At 72.4% G+C, this 20,276-nt stretch carries 18 protein-coding genes and 1 pseudogene; 9 read left to right on the top strand and 10 right to left on the bottom strand.

Annotated features, from left to right (window positions below; genetic code table 11):
• Positions 1–64 precede the first annotated feature (64 nt).
• The 7 genes from WN71_RS11650 to mce all read right to left on the bottom strand — a co-directional run bounded on the left by WN71_RS11650 (position 65) and on the right by mce (position 10,244).
• Complete coding sequence (locus tag WN71_RS11650; RefSeq protein ID WP_046591540.1) at positions 65–937, bottom strand: ABC transporter permease; 873 nt, start codon at positions 935–937, stop codon at positions 65–67.
• Complete coding sequence (locus WN71_RS11645) at positions 934–2,259, bottom strand: ABC transporter ATP-binding protein (protein ID WP_071369824.1); 1,326 nt, start codon at positions 2,257–2,259, stop codon at positions 934–936. Before WN71_RS11645 ends, WN71_RS11650 begins: the two co-directional genes overlap by 4 nt.
• A 124-nt stretch (positions 2,260–2,383) precedes the next feature.
• Positions 2,384–3,154 carry an ABC transporter permease gene (locus WN71_RS11640; RefSeq protein WP_046589785.1) on the bottom strand — a complete coding sequence of 257 codons (771 nt, stop codon included), beginning with the start codon at positions 3,152–3,154 and terminating at the stop codon, positions 2,384–2,386.
• Positions 3,154–4,122, bottom strand: a complete 969-nt coding sequence (locus tag WN71_RS11635; RefSeq protein ID WP_046589787.1) for an ABC transporter ATP-binding protein — start codon at positions 4,120–4,122, stop codon at positions 3,154–3,156. The genes WN71_RS11640 and WN71_RS11635 overlap by 1 nt, the downstream gene beginning before the upstream one ends.
• 370 nt (positions 4,123–4,492) lie before the next feature.
• A complete protein-coding gene (locus WN71_RS11630; RefSeq protein WP_046589789.1) occupies positions 4,493–5,431 on the bottom strand; it encodes a coiled-coil domain-containing protein in 939 nt (312 codons plus the stop codon).
• 308 nt (positions 5,432–5,739) lie between these two features.
• The gene (scy, locus tag WN71_RS11625; RefSeq protein WP_046589791.1) at positions 5,740–9,594 is read right to left on the bottom strand and encodes a polarized growth protein Scy; all 3,855 of its coding nucleotides are present in this window, start codon (positions 9,592–9,594) and stop codon (positions 5,740–5,742) included.
• Between the two features lie 209 nt (positions 9,595–9,803).
• Positions 9,804–10,244, bottom strand: a complete 441-nt coding sequence (mce, locus tag WN71_RS11620) for a methylmalonyl-CoA epimerase (protein ID WP_046589793.1) — start codon at positions 10,242–10,244, stop codon at positions 9,804–9,806.
• A gap of 146 nt (positions 10,245–10,390) precedes the next feature.
• Between mce and WN71_RS11615 the strand changes: the two genes are divergently transcribed.
• Positions 10,391–11,593 (top strand): acetyl-CoA C-acetyltransferase, encoded by a 1,203-nt coding sequence (locus tag WN71_RS11615; protein WP_046589795.1) that lies wholly within the window; start codon positions 10,391–10,393, stop codon positions 11,591–11,593.
• Between the two features lie 33 nt (positions 11,594–11,626).
• The gene (meaB, locus tag WN71_RS11610; protein ID WP_046589796.1) at positions 11,627–12,610 is read left to right on the top strand and encodes a methylmalonyl Co-A mutase-associated GTPase MeaB; all 984 of its coding nucleotides are present in this window, start codon (positions 11,627–11,629) and stop codon (positions 12,608–12,610) included.
• Positions 12,611–12,731: 121 nt separating this feature from the next.
• On the opposite strand, the gene WN71_RS11605 is transcribed toward meaB, so the two are convergent.
• Positions 12,732–13,025, bottom strand: a complete 294-nt coding sequence (locus WN71_RS11605) for an MTH1187 family thiamine-binding protein (RefSeq protein ID WP_046589797.1) — start codon at positions 13,023–13,025, stop codon at positions 12,732–12,734.
• On the bottom strand, positions 13,022–13,366 hold the full coding sequence (locus WN71_RS11600) for a DUF3817 domain-containing protein (RefSeq protein WP_046589798.1): 345 nt from the start codon (positions 13,364–13,366) through the stop codon (positions 13,022–13,024). The genes WN71_RS11605 and WN71_RS11600 overlap by 4 nt, the downstream gene beginning before the upstream one ends.
• A gap of 133 nt (positions 13,367–13,499) precedes the next feature.
• On the opposite strand from WN71_RS11600, the gene WN71_RS11595 reads away from it, so the two are divergent.
• From WN71_RS11595 to WN71_RS11575, 6 genes and pseudogenes are all read left to right on the top strand, one after another.
• Positions 13,500–14,138: an AIM24 family protein gene (locus tag WN71_RS11595; protein WP_046589799.1), complete on the top strand. Its 639-nt coding sequence runs from the start codon at positions 13,500–13,502 to the stop codon at positions 14,136–14,138.
• A gap of 1 nt (position 14,139) precedes the next feature.
• Complete coding sequence (locus tag WN71_RS11590; RefSeq protein WP_046589800.1) at positions 14,140–14,790, top strand: AIM24 family protein; 651 nt, start codon at positions 14,140–14,142, stop codon at positions 14,788–14,790.
• Positions 14,791–14,854: 64 nt separating this feature from the next.
• Positions 14,855–15,610: an AIM24 family protein gene (locus tag WN71_RS11585; RefSeq protein ID WP_046589832.1), complete on the top strand. Its 756-nt coding sequence runs from the start codon at positions 14,855–14,857 to the stop codon at positions 15,608–15,610.
• A gap of 92 nt (positions 15,611–15,702) precedes the next feature.
• Positions 15,703–16,179 carry a MarR family winged helix-turn-helix transcriptional regulator gene (locus WN71_RS11580; RefSeq protein ID WP_046589801.1) on the top strand — a complete coding sequence of 159 codons (477 nt, stop codon included), beginning with the start codon at positions 15,703–15,705 and terminating at the stop codon, positions 16,177–16,179.
• Positions 16,180–16,362: 183 nt separating this feature from the next.
• Positions 16,363–17,116, top strand: a pseudogene (locus tag WN71_RS42655) (hypothetical protein).
• Positions 17,113–17,778, top strand: coding sequence for a TetR/AcrR family transcriptional regulator (locus tag WN71_RS11575; RefSeq protein ID WP_046589802.1), 666 nt, complete (start codon positions 17,113–17,115; stop codon positions 17,776–17,778). The pseudogene WN71_RS42655 and the gene WN71_RS11575 overlap by 4 nt, the downstream one beginning before the upstream one ends.
• 46 nt (positions 17,779–17,824) lie before the next feature.
• Here WN71_RS11575 and WN71_RS11570 read toward each other — a convergent pair whose 3' ends face one another.
• Positions 17,825–18,805: an ArsR/SmtB family transcription factor gene (locus tag WN71_RS11570; RefSeq protein ID WP_046589803.1), complete on the bottom strand. Its 981-nt coding sequence runs from the start codon at positions 18,803–18,805 to the stop codon at positions 17,825–17,827.
• A 184-nt stretch (positions 18,806–18,989) separates the two neighbouring features.
• Here WN71_RS11570 and WN71_RS11565 point away from each other — a divergent pair, with 184 nt between their 5' ends.
• Positions 18,990–20,264 (top strand): MFS transporter, encoded by a 1,275-nt coding sequence (locus WN71_RS11565; RefSeq protein WP_046589804.1) that lies wholly within the window; start codon positions 18,990–18,992, stop codon positions 20,262–20,264.
• The last annotated feature ends 12 nt before the right edge of the window (positions 20,265–20,276 follow it).

Genomic DNA, 20,276 nt, shown 5'->3' with positions numbered 1-20,276 from the left:
GCGCACCGGAGCACGCAGGTGGCCGGCCGCGCCGGGGTTCCCTCCCGCCGCGGCCGTCCGCCGGTCAGACGTCCCGCTGCTCCAGCAGCGCCCACGCGCCCGCGAACGCCATGGCCGTGACGCCGACGATGATCCACACCGGGTCCCAGCCCGAAGGGCCGGATTCACCGAGGGAGTTGGAGTAGAAGACGCTGAGCTGGTTCGGGATCGAGTACTCGAACAGCGCGGTGCGCAGCTTCTCCATGGACTGCGCGAACATGAACAGCGCGATGACGAGCGGCGCGAGCACCGCGGCGATCATGATCGTGATGGCGCCCGCGGAGTGCCGCACGATCGAGCCGATGAGCAGCGACAGCAGCCCCAGCATCGCGATGTAGAAGCTGACGCCGACGACGCCCTTCATCCACTCGCCGGCCGTGGGGGTGCGCGCCTGGTCGATCATGCCGACCTGGGCGACGCCGACGAAGGCGGCCGCGGCCAGCGTCACGACGAAGGCCACCGAGAAGAACACGATCGACTTCGCCAGCAGCACCCGCAGCCGCGAGGGGCAGGCGGTCGCCGTGGTGCGGATCATGCCGGTGCCGTACTCCGAGGCCGTGGTCAGCACGCCGAGCGTGATGATGCACATGCTGCCGAGCAGCAGCCCGAAGAAGCCGAGGGAGAGCGCGGTGTCGTCGCCCATGTCGCTCGCGGAGGCGCTGCCCGCGACCAGCGCGCCGGCGGTGAGCCCGATGCCGACCACCAGCAGCAGGAAGACGCCGAGCGTCCACATCGTCGAGCGCACCGACCTGATCTTCGTCCACTCCGAGGCGATCGCGTGCCCGAGGTGGGTGCGGACGACCGGGATGGGCGAGGTGTACGTCGGGTGCGGCGTGCCGGGCGCCGCCTGCCAGGCGGGCGGGGCGGCCTGCGGCATCGGGGGCTGGGGGGTGCTCATCGGGCGTCCTCGGGCTTGGTCAGGTCGGCGGCGGGCTCCGCGGCGGCGGAGGGGGCGGCGGAAGGAACGGCGGCGGGCGCGGCCGGTGCGGCGGGCGCGGCCGCGGGGGCCGGTGCCGGGGCCGCGGCGGGCGGCTGGGCCGGAGCCGGGGCCACCGGGGCGGGCGCCGCGTACGGGTTCGGGGCGCCGGGGGCGCCGTAGGGCCCCGGGGTGGCGGCCGGGGGAGCGTAGGGGTTCGCCGGGCCGGGGCCGTACGGGCTCGGCTGTCCCTGGGGCGGCGCGAAGGGCTGCCCGCCCTGCTGGGGCGGCGGCGGTGCGTACCAGCCGGGCTGGCCCTGGCCGGGGACCGGCATGGGCGGCTGGAAGCCGGGCGGCGGGGCCTGCATGAGGCCCGCCTTCTGGTCGGTCGTGGAGCGGTAGTCGACGGCGCCCTGCGTCATCCGCATGTACGCCTCCTCCAGGGACGCCTGGTGCGGCGACAGCTCCCACAGCCGTACGTCGGTGTCGTGCGCGATGTCGCTGATGCGGGGCAGCGCCAGCCCGGTGACGCGCAGGGCGCCGTCCTGCTCGGGCAGCACGTGGCCGCCGGCCTCGGTGAGCGCGGACGTCAGCTTCTCGCGCAGCTGCGGCTCGGTGTCCGGGGTGCGCACGCGCGCGAAGTCCGCGGAGTTGGTCGAGATGAAGTCCTTCACGCTCATGTCGGCCAGAAGCTGACCGCGCCCGATCACGATGAGGTGGTCGGCGGTGAGTGCCATCTCGCTCATCAGGTGACTGGAGACGAACACCGTCCGGCCCTCCGCGGCCAGCGACTTCATCAGATTGCGCACCCAGAGGATGCCCTCGGGGTCGAGACCGTTCACGGGCTCGTCGAAGAGCAGCACCTGGGGGTCGCCGAGGAGCGCGGCGGCGATGCCGAGCCGCTGGCCCATGCCGAGCGAGAAGCCCTTGGAGCGCTTGCGGGCCACGTCCTGGAGGCCGACCACGCCGAGCACCTCGTCGACCCGGCGGGCCGGGATGCCGGAGAGCTGGGCGAGGCAGAGCAGATGGTTGCGCGCGTGCCGGCCGCCGTGCACCGCCTTGGCGTCGAGCAGGGCACCCACCTGACGGGGGGCGTTGGGCAGCTTGCGGTAGGGGTAGCCGCCGATGGTCACGGTGCCCGCGGTCGGGTTGTCCAGGCCGAGGATCATCCGCATCGTCGTCGACTTGCCGGAACCGTTCGGGCCCAGGAAGCCGGTGACGGCGCCGGGCCGCACCTGGAAGGACAGGTTGTACACAGCGGTCTTGGAGCCGTAGCTCTTGGTCAGGCCGACAGCCTCGATCATGCTCCGCACCCATCGAAAGGTTCAGGACAGCGGGGCACACGCCCCCGTAAGGCTTAGGAGCTTATCGAGGCGATGACGGTTCCGCTCAAGCGGAAGTAAAAAATGATCGTTCCGCAGGGGTTCGCTATGCGTCTCGCCGCTTCAGCAGCGTGTAGCCGCCGACCAGCGCCGCGACCACCCACAGCACCATGATCCCCAGACCGCCCCAGGGGCCGTAGGGGGTGTGGTCGCCGATCTCCGGCACCACGCGCATGATCCGGCTGCCCGCCTGGTCCGGCAGATAGCGCCCGACCTTCTTGGTGGCGGGGACGTTGCCGAGGATGTTGGAGATCAGGAAGAAGAACGGCATCAGGATGCCGAGGGAGAGCATGGGCGAGCGCAGCATCGCGGCGACGCCCATGGAGAAGACCGCGATGAGGGTCATGTACAGGCCGCCGCCGATCACCGCGCGCAGCACGCCCGGGTCCCCGATGTGCGTGCGGTGCGTGCCGAGCACCGCCTGGCCGAGGAAGAACGCGGCGAAACTCGTGGCCAGGCCGACCACCAGCGCGAGCCCGGCGGCCACCGCGATCTTGCTGAACAGGAAGGCGCCGCGCTGCGGCACCGCGGCCAGCGAGGTGCGGATCATGCCGGTGCTGTACTCGTTGGAGACCACCAGCACCCCGAACACGATCATGGCGAGCTGTCCGAGGCTCATCCCCGCGAAGCTGATGTAGGTCGGGTCGAACGACAGCCGGTCCTGCCGGGACATGTTGTCGTACTGACTGCTCGACAGGGCGGAGATCAGCATCCCCAGCGCGATCGTGACGATCACGGCGAGGGAGAGCGTCCACACGGTGGAGGCCACCGAACGGATCTTGGTCCACTCGGAGCGGACGACCTGGCCCGTCGCCATCACCGCTCCTTCTGCCAGTCGTCGCCCCACGGGTGCGGCTGCGCCGGCTCGGGCTGCGGGCTGTCGGTGTGCGCGTGGTACTCCACCGACTCGGCGGTGAGCTGCATGAACGCCTCCTCCAGGGACGCCTGCTGGGGGCTCAGCTCGTGCAGCACGATCTGGTTGCGCGCGGCGAGCTCGCCGAGCTGCTCGGCCTTGCCGCCGTCCACCTCCAGCGCCCCGGTGCCGGCCTCGACGACCGTGACCCCCGCGTCGTGCAGCAGATCCAGCATCCGCTCGCGCTGGGGGGTGCGGATCTGGACGTACGACCGCGAGTTGCGGTGGATGAAGTCGGCCATGGAGGTGTCGGCGAGCAGCCGGCCCTGCCCGATCACCACCAGGTGGTCCGCGGTCAGCGCCATCTCGCTCATCAGGTGCGAGGAGACGAAGACCGTACGGCCCTGGGCGGCGAGGGACTTCATCAGGTTGCGGATCCAGTGGATGCCCTCGGGGTCGAGGCCGTTGACCGGCTCGTCGAACATGAGGATGCGGGGATCGCCGAGCAGGGCGCCCGCGATGCCGAGGCGCTGGCCCATGCCGAGCGAGAAGCCCTTGGCCTTCTTGCGCGCCACGGCCGTCAGACCCACCGTGTCCAGGACCTCGGCCACCCGCTGGTTCGGGATGCCGTTGCTCTGCGCGAGGCACAGCAGGTGGTTGTAGGCGCTGCGGCCGCCGTGCACGGCCTTCGCGTCGAGCAGCGCGCCGATGTATTTCAGCGGGTCCTTCAGCCGGTCGTAGTGCCGGCCGTCGATGCGGACGTCGCCCGCGGTGGGGTGGTCGAGACCGAGGATCATCCGCATGGTGGTGGACTTGCCCGCGCCGTTGGGGCCGAGGAAGCCGGTGATCAGGCCCGGACGGACGGAGAAGGAGAGGCTGTCGACCGCCACCTTGTCGCCGTAGCGCTTGGTCAGGCCCTCGAGCTCGATCATGCGGTAACGCTAAGGCGCTGTGCCTGGGCCTGCCACTTGGCCGCGGGCCGGATATGAGCCTGCGGGCCCGTCGTAGCCGGTCGCGCAGTTCCCCGCGCCCCTGGGGTGGGTTTGCCCGCGCGCCTTCGTCGTGGCTTGTCGCGCAGTTCCCCGCGCCCCTGAGGGGGGTGGGGGCAGGGGTACGTCGTCGTCCGCGGGCCGTGGCGGGCTGGTCGCGCAGTTCCCCGCGCCCCTTAGGTGGGTGGCGCTGGGCCCCGTTTTTAGGGGCGCGGGGAACTGCGCGATCAGCCCCCACCGGGCCGCGGGGGAACGCGACGGCCCGCGCCCCGGGGTGCAGGGGTGCGGGCCGTGGGCCGGGTGGGACCGGGCGTCAGCGGGACTGCTGGGCCGGAACTCCGCGGGAGATCGGCTCGTCGTCCACGGCCGGCGTGCTCGCGGCGGCCACCGCGGCACCCGTCAGCGTGGCCAGCATCTCGCGCACGTTCGTCAGCTGCGCGTTGATGCTGTCGCGACGGTTGGTGAGAGCGGCCAGCTCGCGCTCGGATTCCGAACGGATCCGGTCGGCCTTGGCGTTCGCGTCGGCCACGATGTCCTCGGCCTGACGCTGCGCCGTCTCGACGGTCTGGCGGGCCCGGCGCTCGGCGTCCGTGCGCAGCTTCTCGGCCTCCAGGCGCAGCTGCTCCGCACGGTGCTCGATCTCCGCGAGACGCTTCTCCGCCTTCTGCTGACGCGAGGCGAGGTCGCGCTCGGACTGCTCGCGGCGCTTGGCGAGGTTGGTCTCGAAGTCCGCGGCGGCCTGGGCGGCCTTCGCACGCGTCTCCTCGAAGAGGGCGTCGGCCTCCTCACGCTTGGACTGCGCGTCCTTCTGCGCCTCGGAACGCAGCTGCGAGGCGTCACTCTTGGCCTTCTCGACGATCCGGACGCCCTCGTCCTCGGCCTTGGACTTGCGCTCGGCGGCGAACGACTCCGCGTCGTTGCGGACCTGCTGGGCAGCCGACTCCGCGAGCTCGCGGTGCTGCTCGGCGGCGCGACGCGCCTCGTCACGCAGGTCCTTGGCCTCTTCCTCGGCCAGGCGCAGAATCTTCTCGACCCGCGCGCCGAGACCGGCGTACGACGGCTCCGCGTCGCTCACCTGGGCCTGAGCGTTCTGCGTTTCGAGGTGGAGCTCCTCGATGCGCTTTTCCAGAGCGGTGATGCGGGCGAGAGCGCTGTCACGGTCGGAGACGAGCTTGGAGATCCGTTCGTCCACCTGAGCGCGGTCGTACCCACGCCGCACAAGCTCGAAGCCGTAGGGGGAAGTGTCGCTCATGGGGTTCCTGTCGATGAGACCGGTGAGGTGATAGGGGGAATCCTAGGGGCCGAAGCGGTGTGTCATCGAGCGGATACGTGTTTGATCTGGAGAATGACACCCCTTTTGAGTGGCTCACCGTAGGACAGCTTGCCAAAGACCGGGTCAAATGCCCCAGAAGCCGCCTCAAAGGATCACCACAGAAACACCCGCTCCCACGGAAATTTCACGCTCTCACGGAAACCTCACGCTCTCGCGGAAACCCCCCGCTTCCGTGTAAGCCGCACGCTTCGACGGAAACCCTCCGCCCCCGTGGACGGCCGCTCGCGTCAGCCGTCCGCCGCCTTGCCGCCCGAACGGGGCGCGCCCACGGTCGTGCCGGCCTTGGCCCCGCCGTCCTTGGCGCCACCGGGCGCCTCGAACGACTCCAGCGCCTCCAGGACGTCCTGGACACGGGAGATCTCGGCGTTGATGTTCTGCCGGCGCCGTACGAGGGTCTCCAGCTCGCGCTTGCCCTCCTCGACCGTCTCCCGGGCCTCGTGGATCGCCTCGGCCCTGAGGTCCTCGGCCTCCTTGACCAGCTTGGCCTTCTTCTGCTCGGCCTCCTTGAGCAGCCCCTCGGCCTTCTTGACGGCGGCGATACGGACCTTGCCCGCCTCGGAGTTGGCCTCCGAGACGATCTCCTTGGCCTTTGCCTGCGCCTTGGCGAGCTGCTCCTCGGCGGCCTTGATCAGCGCGTCGCAGCGGTCGCCGGTCGACTTCATGGTCTCGGCGGCCTCGCGCCGGGCCCGCTCGTGCAGCGACTCGATCTCGCTGGTGATGCGGTCCCGCAGCTCCTCCGCCCGTTCCCTTATGGCGGTCGCGTCGCGACGGGCGCCGACGAGCAGCTCGTCCGCGTCCGTGCGGGACTTCTCCACCAGGGTGTTGCCCTCGACGGTCGCCTCGGAGACCAGCCGCTCCGCCTCGTTGCGGGCCGCGCCGACCATGGTGTCGGCCTGCGACTCGGCGTCCGCGGTGGCCTGCTGCGCCTGCTGCTGCGCCTCGGCGAGCAGCTTGTCCGCCTCGGCCGCGGTCTCCGTGATGAGCGTGTCGACCTGCTCGGCCGCCTCGGAGCGCCGCTTGTTGGCGTCCTTGCGGGCCTCGTCCAGCGTCCGCTCGGACTCCTCGCGGGCGGCGTTGAGCATCCGCTCCGCCTCCGCCTCCGCGTCGGCCTTGCGCCGTACGGCCTCGATCCGCGTCCGCTCCGCGTGCTGGCGCGCCGTGCCGACCGCCTCCGCGGCCTCGGCCCGCAGCCGCTCCGCGTCGCCGGTGGCATCCGAGATCAGCTGTTCGGCCTGGGCCACCGACTCGGTCCGCACCCGCTCGGCCTCCTGCGCGGTCTCCGTCTGGAGCCGCTCGGCCTCGCCGCGCGCCTCCGAGATGAGGGTGTCGACCTGCGTCGCCGCGTCCGACCGCATCCGGTTGGCGTCCTCGCGGGCCTCGGCGCGGGTGCGGGTGGCGTCCTGGTCGGCCTGCGCGATGGCGTCCGACGCCTCGGTGCGCACCCGCTGGGCGTGGTCGGCCGCGTCCGAACGCAGCCGGTCCGACTCGGCGATGGCCTCGGCGACCGTGCGCTCGGCGAGCGACTTGGCGGCCTCGGTCTCCTCGCGGGCCTCGCGGCGCACGCGATTGGCGTCCTCCGTGGCCAGCTCGCGCTCCGCGTAGGCGTCGGCGCGGACCCGGTCGGACTCCTCCTCGGCCTCCCGCCGGGTGCGCTCCGCCGCGTGCTCGGCGGCCGACCTCAGGCCCTGGATCTCCTCCTGCGCCTGCTCGTGCAGCCCGGACACGGAGTCCCGCACCTGCTGCGCGTGCTGCTCGGCTGCCGACACCATCTCGGTGGCGCGCCGCTCGGCCTCCTCGACCAGCCGTACGGCCTCGGTCTGGGCCTCCTCGACGCGGTTGCGCGCCGACGCCAGCAGCTCCTCGCTCTGCTCGCGGGCCCGCTCGCGCTCCTGGTCGGCCTCCTGCCGCGCGTCGCCGAGGAGCTCCTCGGCCTCGCGGCGGCGCCGGGCGGCCTCCTCCTGGGCGGCGGCCAGCGTCTCGGAGGCCTCCGTGGCCAGGCGCTCGGCGGCGGCCTGGGCCTCCGCGCGCACCCGGTCGGCGGTCTCCTGCGCCTCGGTCTTCAGCCGCTCGGCCTCCGCCGCGGCCTCCGAACGCAGCCGTACGGCGACGTTCTCGCCCTCCGCGCGGGAGGCGGACGCGTCCGCGGCGGCCTCGGTGCGCAGCCGGTCGGCCTCCGTCTCCGCCTGCTCGCGCAGCGTACGGATCCGCTCGGCGGCCTCGGAGCGCAGCCGCTCCGTCTCCTCGCCGGCCTCGCGGCGGATGCGCGCGGCCTCCTCACGGGCCTCGGAGAGCGCCTGCTCGGCCGAGGTCACCCGCTCCTCGGCCTCGGTGTGCAGCCGGGTCAGCTCGTCGGAGGCGTCCTCCAGCCGGGCCGCCACCGTCTGCTCGGTCTCCTCGCGCAGTTCGCGCGCGGCCCGCTCGGCGTCCGCGAGGATGCCCTCGGACTGCTCGACGATCTCCTCGCGGTGCCGCTCGGCCTCCTGCCGGGTGCGCTGGAGGGTCTCCTCGGCCTGGCGGCGCAGCGTGGTGGCGCGCTCGATCGCCTCGGTGCGGACCTTCTCGCTGTCCGTGGTGGCGGCCTGGCGCAGCTCGTCCGCGTCGACCTTCGCCTTGGCCAGCAGCTCCTCGGCCGACTTCGCGGCCTCCTCGATCTTCTGCACCGCCTCGCGGCGGGCCTCGGCGCGGATCCGCTCGCCCTCGGCGACGGCGTCGGCGCGCAGCTGCTCGGCCTCGCCGCGCAGCCGCCGCGCCTCCTCCTGGAGCTCGACGGTCTTGGCGCGGTACTCCTTGGTGTCGTCCTTCGCCGCGCCCTTGAGCTGCTCGGAGATGTCCTGCGCCTCGGCGCGCAGCCGGTCGGCCTCGGCCTCCGCCTCGCGGCGGATGCGCTCGGCCTCCTCGCCGGCGGCCTTGGTGGTGTTGCGGGCGTCCTCGGCGGCCCGGTCCAGGACGTCCTCGGCGGTCCTCGCCGCCTTCGACAGCTGGGTGGCGCTCTCCTCGGCGGTGAGCGTACGGGCCTTCTCCGCCGCCTCCGCGATGATCCGCTCGGCCTCGGTGCGGGCGTCCGCGACGACCTGCTCGGCGTCCGCCTTGGTGGCCTCGGCCTCCTTGGTGGCCTCGCTGACCAGCCGGGCGACCTGCTCCTTGGCGGTGCGGGTGCGCTGCTCGTTGGTCGACTCGGCGCTGGAGAGGGACTTGGCCGCGGAGTCCTTCGCCTCGGTGAGGAGCTTCTCCGCCTCGGCGCGCGCCTCGCGCAGCGCCGACTCGGACTCGGCCATCCGCTGCTCGGCGGCGCGGCTCAGCTCGGTGGCCTCGCGGCGGGCGGACTCCGACTCGTTCACCGTCGAGCTGCGCAGCCGTTCGGCGTGGTCGGTGGCCTCCTGGGCCTGGGTGGAGGCGGCGTTCAGCAGCCGCTCGGCGTCCGTGCGGGCGCGGCGCAGCAGCTGCTCCGCCTCCGCGCGGGCCGCCTCGGCGTCGCTCTGCAACCGCTGCCGGGCCTCGGCGGCGACCCGCTCGGCCTCGGCGCGAGCCGCGGCGAGCGCCTGCTCGGCCTCCGCGCGTGACTCCTCGACCAGCCGGCGGGCCTGCGACTCGCTGCGGGCGCGCAACTGCTCGGCCCACGACACGTTCTCGTTGACGTGCGACTCGACGGTCTGCCGGCGCTCGGCGAGCTCCTGGTCGAGCTGCTGCCTGCGGGCCACGGCCTCGGCGTGCAGCTCGGCCTGGAGCCGCGCGGCCTGCTCGGCGTGCTCCTGAAGGATCTGCTGTGTCTGCGCCCGGACCTGACTCAGTTCGCGCTCGGCGTCGGCGCGCAACTGGTCGGCCTGCACCTGCGCGTTCCGCAGCATCTGCTCGGCCTGGTAGCCGATGTCGCCGCCGCCGCTGTCGTAGGCGGGCCGGGACATGATGGTGCGGCGCGCCTCGTGAAGCTTGGCGCGCAGCACCTCGACCTGGTAGCCGAGGTCCTCGGCGTGCTGGATCGCCTTCTCCCGCTCGGTCTTCAGCCGATCCATCTCGGCCTCGAACCGAGAGAGGTGGTCGACGTCAGCCGCCGGCTCTCGCTCCTGGCGTTCGTAGCCCCGCACTGCGCGGTCCCATCCGTCCCCTGGTCGTGGGCCTGTCCAAACGAGCTCCGTCCATCCGCCGGACGGGGCCCCCGGGGAATGGTGTCAGATCGTCGGCGGAGCATGGGCTGCCGCCCCGACGCTCGCCCCCCGAAACCGGACCCCGGAATGCGGTCACCCCGCTGGGCGAGGCGACCGCCCCCAACCCTACCGGCCCATATGTACGAGGGTCAGTGCTCAGGTGACTCAACAGCCGCCGAAGTGACCAGTTCTGTCAGGACACCGTGGCAATCCTTGGGGTGCAGGAAGGTGATTCGCGACCCCATGGAGCCGCGTCGTGGCTCCTCGTACAGCACCCGTACGCCCTTGTCCCGAATGTCCGCCGAGTCGCCGTCGACATCTGCCGTACCGAAAGCGATGTGATGGACGCCCTCTCCGTTCTTCGCCAGCCACTTGCCGACCGCGGAGTCCTCGCGGGTCGGTTCGAGCAGCTGGAGGTAGGAGGCGCCGCCGTCGGAGGTGTCGTTGATCTTGAGCATGGCCTCGCGCACGCCCTGCTCCTCGTTGACCTCGGAGTGGAACACCTCGAAGCCGTACGTGGCCCGGTAGAACTCGACGGTGGCGTCGAGGTCGAAGCAGGCGATCCCGATGTGGTCGATTCGCGTCAGCATGGAGTCAGTGCAGCGCGCCCGGGATGGTTACGCAACGTGCGAGCGATCACACCGTCAGCTTGATGACGGGTCGAATACTCCTCAGTACATTCGAAGTAAACCCTCGTTCACTCCTCAGCTGTGCAGCTGAAAGGGGATCGCACCTCATGTCAGGAACGAACAGCACGACCTCCGTCATCGTGGCGGGGGCCCGCACGCCCATGGGCAGGCTGCTGGGCTCCCTCAAGTCATTTTCCGGGGCCGATCTGGGCGGCTTCGCGATCAAGGCCGCCCTCGACCGTGCGGGGATCGGCGGCGACCAGGTGCAGTACGTGATCATGGGCCAGGTGCTCCAGGCCGGGGCGGGGCAGATCCCGGCGCGCCAGGCCGCGGTCAAGGCGGGCATCCCGATGAACGTCCCGGCGCTCACGATCAACAAGGTCTGCCTCTCCGGCCTCGACGCGATCGCGCTCGCGGACCAGCTGATCCGGGCCGGCGAGTTCGACATCGTCGTGGCCGGCGGCCAGGAGTCCATGACCAACGCGCCGCACCTGCTGCCGAAGTCCCGTGAGGGCTACAAGTACGGCGCGGTGCAGATGCTCGACGCGATGGCCCACGACGGCCTGACCGACGCCTTCGACAACGTCCCCATGGGCGAGTCGACGGAGAAGCACAACACGCGCCTCGGCATCAACCGCGCCGAGCAGGACGAGATCGCCGCCCTCTCGCACCAGCGGGCCGCCGCCGCGCAGAAGAACGGCCTGTTCGAGGCCGAGATCACCCCGGTCGAGATCCCGCAGCGCAAGGGCGACCCGGTCCTGTTCAGCAAGGACGAGGGCGTCCGCGGCGACACCACCGTGGACTCGCTCGGCAAGCTGCGCCCCGCGTTCACCCGGGACGGCACGATCACGGCCGGCTCCGCCTCGCAGATCTCCGACGGCGCGGCCGCGGTGGTCGTCATGAGCAAGGCCAAGGCCGAGGAGCTCGGCCTGGAGTGGATCGCCGAGATCGGCGCCCACGGCAATGTCGCGGGCCCGGACAACTCGCTCCAGTCCCAGCCGTCCAACGCCATCCTGCACGCCCTGAAGAAGGAGGGCCTGGACGTCGCGGACCTCGACCTCGTCGAGATCAACGAGGCGTTCGCGGCCGTCGCGGTCCAGTCAATGAAGGACCTCGGCGTGTCCACGGAAAAGGTGAACGTCAACGGTGGTGCGATCGCCCTCGGCCACCCGATCGGCATGTCGGGCGCGCGCCTGGTGCTGCACCTGGCGCTGGAGCTCAAGCGGCGCGGCGGCGGGGTCGGCGCGGCCGCGCTGTGCGGCGGCGGCGGCCAGGGCGACGCACTGATCGTGCGGGTCCCCAGGGCCTGATTTCCTTTACGTTCCTCTGTGATCGGAGCTGTGATGCAGGACGTCTCCTCTCTGGTGGCCCAGGCCAGGGACGGCAGGCCACGAGCCGTGGCCCGGCTGATCTCCCTGGTGGAGGGGGCGTCCCCACAGCTCAGGGAGGTCATGGCGGCGCTCGCCCCGCTCACCGGCGGGGCGTACGTCGTCGGCCTCACCGGATCGCCGGGCGTCGGCAAGTCCACGTCGACGTCCGCCCTGGTGTCGGCCTACCGGCGGCAGGGCAAGCGGGTCGGCGTGCTCGCCGTCGACCCATCCTCCCCGTTCTCCGGCGGCGCGCTGCTCGGCGACCGCGTGCGGATGTCGGACCACGCGTCCGACCCGGGCGTCTACATCCGCTCGATGGCCACGCGCGGGCATCTCGGCGGCCTCGCGTGGGCGGCGCCCCAGGCGATCCGGGTGCTGGACGCGGCGGGCTGCGACGTGATCCTCGTCGAGACGGTCGGCGTGGGCCAGTCGGAGGTGGAGATCGCCTCCCAGGCGGACACCTCGGTCGTCCTGCTCGCCCCGGGCATGGGCGACGGCATCCAGGCCGCGAAGGCGGGCATCCTGGAGATCGGTGACGTGTACGTCGTCAACAAGGCGGACCGGGACGGGGCGGACGCGACCGCGCGCGAGCTGAACCACATGCTGGGGCTCGGCGAGTCCCGTGCGCCGGGCGCCTGGCGGCCGCCCATCGTCAAGACGGTCGCCGCGCGCGGCGAGGGTGTCGACGAGGTCGTTCAGGCGCTGGAGAAGCACCGGGCGTGGATGGAGGAGCACGGGGTGCTCGCGGAGCGGCGGCGGGCGCGGGCCTCGCACGAGGTGGAGGCGATCGCGGTGACGGCTCTGCGGGAGCGGATCGGCGACCTCCACGGCGACCGGCGGCTCGGCGCGCTCGCGGACCGGATCGTCTCCGGAGACCTGGACCCCTACCGCGCGGCGGACGAACTGGTCGAAGGCCTGACCCAGCCCCTGGCCGGGGGCTCCGCGGAGACTGCTTGAGGCGCGTGGTCGTCCGCGGGCCGTGGGGCTCGTTCGCGCAGTTCCCCGCGCCCCTGGGTGGGCGGACCCGAGCCCCGTCAGGGGCGCGGGGAACTGCGTGATCAACCACGACCGGCCGGCACTACTCCGACAGGAAGCGCTCCACCGTCTCGACCTTGGACGTGAGTCCGTCCGTCACCCCGGGACGGATGTCCGCCTTCAGGACCAGGGAGACCCGAGGCGCCCGCGCCTCCACCGCGGCGACGGCCCGCTGGACGACGGCCATCACCTCGTCCCACGAACCCTCGACGGACGTGAACATCGCGTCCGTCCGGTTCGGCAGCCCCGACTCCCGCACGACCCGGACGGCGTCCGCCACGTACTCCCCGACGTCCTCGCCGACCCCCAGCGGCGTCACGGAAAAGGCGACGATCATGCGTTCACGACTCCTTCCTTGCGGGCCCGCGCCGCGATGACCGCCGACTCGGCCTCACGGCGCAGCTTGCGCTCCGCGAAGAAGCCGCCGGTCGGCAGGACCGACAGCACGAAGTACAGCGCCGCGGTCCCCGCGCTCCACCGCGCCCGGTTCCAGGCGTCGGCCCAGAAGACCACGTACAGGATGAACAGGATTCCGTGGATCGCGCCCATCACGGGCACCGCGTTGAAGTCCGTGGTCCGCTTCAGCACGGAGCAGAGCAGCAGGACGAGGAAGGACACCGCCTCGGGGGCGGACACCAGGCGCAGGCGGCGGAGGGCGGTGGCGGTCTTGAGGTCCACAGGTCACCTTCGGTGGGAGGAGGTCGACAGTTTGTGAACGCACGCACAAACTCCGGCCCATTGTGACAAACCCCGGACCACCCCCGGGGAGCGGGGTCTGTCCGTCACCCGTACCCGCCGCTAACGTCACACCGTGGCGACGTTCCGACTCCAGGGCAGCAAAGTGCTCGCCGTCGACATGACCGGGGACGCCGTGAAGGCGAAGAACGGCTCGATGGTCGCGTACGACGGGCAGATGGGCTTCAAGAAGCTGAGCGGCGGCGGCGAGGGGCTGCGGGGCATGGTGACCCGGCGCCTGACCGGCGAGCAGATGACGGTGATGGAGGTGAAGGGGCACGGGACCTGCTGGTTCGCCGACCGGGCGGCCGAGATCAACCTCGTGCGCCTCCAGGGCGACAAGCTCTACGTCGAGTCGAGCAACCTGCTCGCCACCGACGCCGGGCTGCGCACCGGGACCACCTTCACCGGTCTGCGCGGCGCCTCCCAGGGCAACGGCCTGTTCACCACGACGGTCGAGGGCCACGGCCAGGCGGCGATCATGTCGGACGGTCCCGCCGTGGTGCTGCGGGTCAGCGCCGCGTACCCGCTGATCGTGGACCCCGGCGCCTACATCGCCCACCAGGGTGACGTGCGCCAGTCCTTCCAGTCCGGTGTGACGTTCCGCACCCTGCTCGGCGAGGGCGGCGGGGAGGCCTTCCAGATCCGCTTCGAGGGCGAGGGTCTCGTCTACGTCCAGCCCAGCGAGCGCAACACGATCGCGGGGGATCTCTGACATGGCCTTCCGGGAGCTCAACTCCAAGGTGGTCGAGGCGACGGTCGTCCCGGGGCAGCGGCTGTTCAGCCAGCGCGGGGCGATGCTCGCGTACCGGGGCGAGGTGTCCTTCACCCCCAATCTCCAGGGCGGCCAGGGCGGGCTGATGTCGATGATCGGGCGCCGGGTCGCGGGCGAGGCCACACCCCTGATGACCGTCGAGGGCAGTGGCACGGTCCTGTTCGGGCACGGCGGCCACCACGTGCACGTGATCCGCCTCGGCGGAGACACCCTCCACGTCGAGGCGGACCGGCTGCTCGCCTTCGAGGGCACCCTGCGCCAGGGCACGATGTTCCTGGGCTCCCAGGGCGGGGTCATGGGCATGGTGCGCGGCCAGGTCACCGGCCAGGGCCTGTTCACCACCACCCTCCAGGGCCAGGGCGCGGTCGCCGTCATGGCGCACGGCGGCGTCTTCGAGCTCCCGATCACCCCGCAGCGCCCGGTCCACGTCGACCCGCAGGCGTACGTCGCCCACCACGGGGACGTACGCAACAAGCTGTCCAGCGCGCTCGGCTGGCGCGACATGGTGGGGCGCGGTTCGGGGGAGGCGTTCCAGCTGGAGCTGAGCGGCAGCGGCACGGTCTACGTCCAGGCGTCCGAGGACAAACTGTGAACGCGGCGGAGGAGGACCGGTGAGCGGATCGGGGCCCGGTGGCGGGCCGGTCGTGCACGACCCCATGACGCTGCCGTCCGACGACAACGTGAACAAGTACACCTTCTGCGTCGAGCTCAAGAGCGGCCAGTGGTTCCTGCAGAAGGGGAAGATGATCGCCTACTACGGGCGGATCGACTTCCAGGGCATCGGGCACGGGCGACTCGACCGACTTGTCCGTACCTCGTTCCATTCGCCACTGCACGCGAGCGACTGGGTCGTGGCGGAGGGCTCGGGCAAGATGCTCCTCGCCGACCGGGCCTTCGACGTGAACTCCTACGACCTCGACGACGGCAATCTGACCATTCGCTCCGGCAATCTGCTCGCTTTTCAGCCAAGTCTGTCGCTCAAGCAGTCGATCGTGCCGGGTTTTCTGACCCTCATCGGAACCGGAAAGTTCGTGGCCGCATCTAACGGCCCGGTGGTGTTCCTGGAGCCCCCGATCCGGGTGGACCCGCAGGCACTCGTGGGCTGGGCCGACTGCCCCTCCCCGTGCCACCACTACGACCATGGGTACATGACGGGCCTGATGGGCGGTCTACGTGCGATGACGGGCCTCGGAGGGGCCTCCGGGGAGGAGCATCAGTTCGAGTTCGTCGGGGCGGGCACGGTCCTGCTCCAGTCCACCGAGATCCTCATGCCCGAGCAGCTCGCGGGGGCGGTCCCGCAGGAGCCCGGAATCCCCGGTTCCGGCATGCCCTCCACAGGTCGTCCACAACAAGGCGGCGCACCGCGTCTTCCCGGACAGCTGGGAGACCTCCAGCGTCGCTTCGGTCTGTGAGCGGTAGTCTGCGGAGTGTGACGTCGAACGCGTGCGCGCAGTCACACCACTCTCACTAGTTCGCCTTTCAACCTTTTAGGTAGACTTCATTCATGGAGACCGAGACGGCCACGCGCTGGCTGACCGATGCGGAGCAGTGCGCCTGGCGCACCCACCTGGAGGTCAACAGGCTGTTGACGTATCAGCTCGAAAAGGACCTTCAGCCCTTCGGCCTGACAATGAACGACTACGAGATCCTCGTGAATCTGTCGGAGTCCGAGGACGTGCGGATGCGGATGAGCGACCTCGCCTCCGCCACGCTCCAGTCCAAGAGCCGGCTCTCCCACCAGATCACCCGCATGGAGAACGCCGACCTCGTGCGGCGCGAGAACTGCGAGTCCGACCGGCGGGGCCTGTACGCCGTGCTCACCGAGCACGGCATGGAGACGATGAAGAAGGTCGCCCCCCACCATGTGGCGTCCGTACGGCGGCACTTCATCGACCTGCTGTCGGAGGACGCGCTGTCCGAGGTGGACAAGGCGCTGAAGCCGGTCGCCGAACACCTGCGGGCACAGCGCGGGCGCCCCTGACCCCGGCCCCGCCCGACCCCGCGCGCCGCCGCACGCGACGCGCGCGACCCCGAACCCCGGTCCCCAGGGCCGGGGTTCTCGCGTACCCGATCTTTGAGCGAACGCTCAAACCGGTGTACCTTCCTGCCCTGACATCGGGCTGTGAAGGACACGGGGGACATGGGGGACGCCGAAGCCGCGTCGATGAGGCTCTACACGGAGGCGCGCATCCGCGCCGACCTCGACGAACTGTGGGACCGCACCCAGGACCCCCTGCGCTGCCCGCGCTGGGACCTGCGCTTCACCGCGATCGAGCACCTCCCGCCCACGGCCGGCGAGCCCACCCGGTTCACGTACGCCACCCGCGTCCTGCCCTTCCTCACCGTCGACGGGACCGGGGTCTTCGCCGAGGAGCACGACCGCCTCGACGGCACCCGCACCTGCGCCCTGCGGCTCGGCTCCCCGCATCCGCTCTCCCCGCTCGCCGAGGGGCGCGGCTACTGGAGCGTCGTCCCCGACGGCGACGCCGTCCGCGTCCTCACCGGGTACGACTACCGCCCCCCGCGGCGGCCGGGCCGGTGCCCTCGCCGACCGCCTGCTCGTACGGCCGCTGATCGTCTGGGCCACGGCCTGGTCCCTGGACCGGCTGCGGCTGTGGCTGGAGCGCGGGGTCACCCCCGAGCGCGCCCGCCGCAACTGGCTCACCGAACTGCTGCTGCGCGCCCTGCTGGCCGCGGCCGCCTGCGCCGGCTTCGGCTACGGACGCACCCTCGCGCTCACCGGCAGCCTCGCCCCGCTCTTCTTCTTCGCCACGCCGCCGCTCGCGCTGGTCGCCCTCGGCCTCGCCCTGTTCGCGCCGCCGCTGCCCGGCACCCCGGCCGCCCGGCGCTGCCTGCGCACCCCCTCCACCTGCGCCGGAGTGCCCCGGCTGCCGCGCGGCCCGGTGCGGTCCGCGTGAGCCGCCCGGACACCAGGTCTCCGGACACCAGGTCGCAGGAGACCAGGGCCAGGCTGCTGGAGGGCGCGCTGCGCACGCTCACCGAGCAGGGCATCGCCAAGACCTCGGCCCGTACGGTCGCGGCCGCCGCCGGGGTCAACCAGGCGCTGGTCTTCTATCACTTCGGCTCCGTCGACGAACTCCTCGCCGCCGCCTGCCGTTACGGCGCCGAGCGGTCCGTGGCCCGCCACCGCGAGCGGATGGCGGCGATCACCTCGCTGTCCGAACTGCTCGCGGTGGGACGGGAGATACACGAACAGGAGCGCGCCGGTGGCCATGTCACCCTGCTCGGGCAGCTGCTCGCCGGCGCGCAGACCCACGCCTCGCTCGGCCCCGCCACGGCCGCCGGGCTCGACCTGTGGATCGCCGAGATCGAGCAGGTGCTGACCCGGGTGCTCGGCTCCACCCCGTTCGGCGAGTTCAGCGACCCCGCCGGGCTGGCCCGCGCGGTGGCGGCGTCGTTCGTCGGCATCGAGCTGTACGAGGCCGTCGACCCGGGCGGCGCCCACGCGGGCCTGGACGCACTGGAACAACTGGGCGCCCTGGTCGCCGCGTTGGACGAACTGGGCCCGGTGGCGCAGCGCGCGGTCCGGGCCCATCTGCGCCGCACGGTGCGCCCCTGACCGGCCGGACGCCCCGGCCGCCCGGACCCGCGAGGCGCGCCCCCGCTCAGCCCCCCGACGCCAGCGCGATCCCCAACGGCGTGCGTTCGTACAGCACTTGATGGCCGTAGCGGTGCGAGGTGAGCAGGCCCGCGTCGCGCAGCACACACAGGTGCGCGGAGACCGACGACGGGGCGAGGGCGAGGCGTGCGGCCAGGGCGGTGGTGCCCGCGGGCTCGTCCAGCGCGGTCAGCACGGCGGCCCGGCCGCGGCCGAGCAGCCGTACCAGAGCGTCCGGGGCGTGGTCCGCGGGCGTCGACCACAGGCCGCCGATGCCCCGGGCCGGGTAGGCCAGCGTCGGCTGCCAGGGCGGCTCGAAGGTGGAGACCACGTCCGGCCAGACGAACACGCTCGGCATCAGCACGAGACCCCGGCCGCCCAGGTGCCGTTCGTGCTCGCTGCGGCACTGCACGGTCAGCGTCCCCGCGTCCCAGCCGCAGCGCGGGCTGATCTCCGGCAGCAGCTCGCCGAGGCCCACCTCGGCGAGCCGCCGCGAGTGGAAGGCGATGTCCGCCTCCAGCAGCGCGCGCAGCCGCGGCCAGTCCGGCTCGACCAGGGTGTGCCAGACCGCCTCCATCGCGTCCGCCAGCTCTGCGACCATGCGCGCCGGATCCGCCAGCCACGCCCGCCCCAGCGGGGACCGGAGCCCGCCCGGGGTGTCCGCGAGCGAACGGGCGGTGTCGGCGCGGGCCGCCTCGGGGTCGGCCGCGCGCACCGCGGCGATCTCCTCGGCGAAGGTGGCGGCGGCCCCGATCGCGGGCGGGCACAGCCAGTCCGGGCAGTGCCCCGGCTGCGGCATCAGGAGCCACAGCGGCGCCAGGTCGAGCCCGGCGGCCGCCGCCTCGATCCGGCGCAGCCAGCCCGTGTGGTAGCCCTGCCGCTCCGGCCGCTTCAGGGTCCGCACCACCTGCTGCGTCTCCCACAGCGGCGAGACCGCGAAGCGGCAGCGCAGGAAGTCGTCCTCGGCGAAGTGGAGACGTGACGGCATGCGGGTCCCTCCGGGGGTGGGGGGGGGCGGGGTTGGCGGTCGGCCGCGGGCCGGTGGGGGTTGGTCGCGCAGTTCCCCGCGCCCCTATGGGGGCGCCGGTCCTGCGGGGCTCTCACGGGGGGGGGAGATTCGTCCACAGCCGAAACTCTACGGCCCCGCCCCACCCGCGGGCACGCTGCCGTCCATGTCAGCCGCAGCACCGGCGCCCGTCGCGCCGCCCGCCGGGTACGCCCGCCTCTTCACCGTCCGCGAGTTCCGCGCCGTCTTCGCCGCCCACGTCCTGTCCATGCTGGGCACGGTCGTCACCGAGATCGCCCTCTCGGTCCTCGTCTACGACCTCACCGGCTCGCCGCTGATGAGCGCGCTCGCCTTCGCCCTGGGCTTCCTGCCCTACCTCGTCGGCGGCACCCTGCTCGCCGGGCTCGCCGACCGGCTGCCCGCCCGGCGCGTCCTGGTCGGCTGCGACCTGGTGTGCGCGGCCGGGGTCGCGCTGATGACGGCGCCGGGCGCCCCCATCGCCGTACTCCTCGCCCTGCGCTGCGTGCTCGCCGTCGTCTCCCCGGTGTTCTCCGGGACCCGGATGGCGACCCTCGCGGACGTCCTCGGCGACGGCGACCTGTTCGTCCTCGGCCGCTCGCTGCTGCGGATCGTGTCGCAGAGCGCGCTGCTGGCCGGCTACGGCCTCGGCGGACTCCTGCTCACCGTCCTCGCGCCGCGCCACGCGCTGCTGATCACCGTCGGCACCTTCCTCGCCTCGGCCGCCCTGCTGCGCCTGGGCACCCGGCGCCGCCCCGCGCGGGCCCGCCGCTCCGGCGCCCTGGTCCGGGAGTCGCTGACCGGCGCCGGCCAGGTGCTCGCCGACCGCGGGGTGCGCTCGCTGCTGCTGCTGTTCTGGGTGCCCGCGATGTTCCTTGTGGTTCCGGAGGCGCTCGCCGCGCCCTACTCCGCCGGCCTCGGCGCCGGCTCCACCGGGCTCGGCCTGCTGATGTGCGCGCTGCCCGTCGGCACCATCGCGGGCGAACTGTGGGCGGGCGCCCGGCTCGGCCCCGCCACCCGCGAACGGATCGCGCTGCCGCTGGTCTGCCTGACCCTGCTGCCCTACCTCGGCTACGCACTGCGCCCCGGCCTCACCGGCTCGCTGCTGCTCCTGCTGGTCGCGGGCGCCGGGTCGGCGTACACCCTGGGCCTGGACCAGTGGCTGGTGCGGGAGGTCCCCGACGAGCTGCGCGGACGCGCCATGACCCTGCTGAGCGCGGGCCTGATGACCATCCAGGGCGCCGGCATGGCGCTGGCGGGCGTGGCGGCGGAGTTCGCCGGGGTGCGGGCCACGGTGGCGGGCGCCGGAGCGCTCGGCGCGGTGTGCTGCGCGCTGCTCGCGGCCGAGGCGCGCAGGGCCCGCAGGGACGGGCCCGCGCAGGCCGTCGTACCGAAAGCCGAGACGGGGCTGACCAGCATATGACCGACGGGTAAG

The organism is Streptomyces mangrovisoli (genome assembly GCF_000974985.2).
GTDB lineage: Bacteria > Actinomycetota > Actinomycetes > Streptomycetales > Streptomycetaceae > Streptomyces > Streptomyces mangrovisoli.
This window is presented reverse-complemented; position numbering and strand designations above follow the sequence as displayed.

Coding starts and splice junctions, on each gene's coding strand:
- WN71_RS11650 (WP_046591540.1), bottom strand. CDS start 937: ATGAGCACCCCCCAGCCCCCGATGCCGCAGGCCGCCCCGCCCGCCTGG.
- WN71_RS11645 (WP_071369824.1), bottom strand. CDS start 2,259: ATGATCGAGGCTGTCGGCCTGACCAAGAGCTACGGCTCCAAGACCGCT.
- WN71_RS11640 (WP_046589785.1), bottom strand. CDS start 3,154: ATGGCGACGGGCCAGGTCGTCCGCTCCGAGTGGACCAAGATCCGTTCG.
- WN71_RS11635 (WP_046589787.1), bottom strand. CDS start 4,122: ATGATCGAGCTCGAGGGCCTGACCAAGCGCTACGGCGACAAGGTGGCG.
- WN71_RS11630 (WP_046589789.1), bottom strand. CDS start 5,431: ATGAGCGACACTTCCCCCTACGGCTTCGAGCTTGTGCGGCGTGGGTAC.
- mce (WP_046589793.1), bottom strand. CDS start 10,244: ATGCTGACGCGAATCGACCACATCGGGATCGCCTGCTTCGACCTCGAC.
- WN71_RS11615 (WP_046589795.1), top strand. CDS start 10,391: ATGTCAGGAACGAACAGCACGACCTCCGTCATCGTGGCGGGGGCCCGC.
- meaB (WP_046589796.1), top strand. CDS start 11,627: ATGCAGGACGTCTCCTCTCTGGTGGCCCAGGCCAGGGACGGCAGGCCA.
- WN71_RS11605 (WP_046589797.1), bottom strand. CDS start 13,025: ATGATCGTCGCCTTTTCCGTGACGCCGCTGGGGGTCGGCGAGGACGTC.
- WN71_RS11590 (WP_046589800.1), top strand. CDS start 14,140: ATGGCCTTCCGGGAGCTCAACTCCAAGGTGGTCGAGGCGACGGTCGTC.
- WN71_RS11585 (WP_046589832.1), top strand. CDS start 14,855: ATGACGCTGCCGTCCGACGACAACGTGAACAAGTACACCTTCTGCGTC.
- WN71_RS11580 (WP_046589801.1), top strand. CDS start 15,703: ATGGAGACCGAGACGGCCACGCGCTGGCTGACCGATGCGGAGCAGTGC.
- WN71_RS11570 (WP_046589803.1), bottom strand. CDS start 18,805: ATGCCGTCACGTCTCCACTTCGCCGAGGACGACTTCCTGCGCTGCCGC.
- WN71_RS11565 (WP_046589804.1), top strand. CDS start 18,990: ATGTCAGCCGCAGCACCGGCGCCCGTCGCGCCGCCCGCCGGGTACGCC.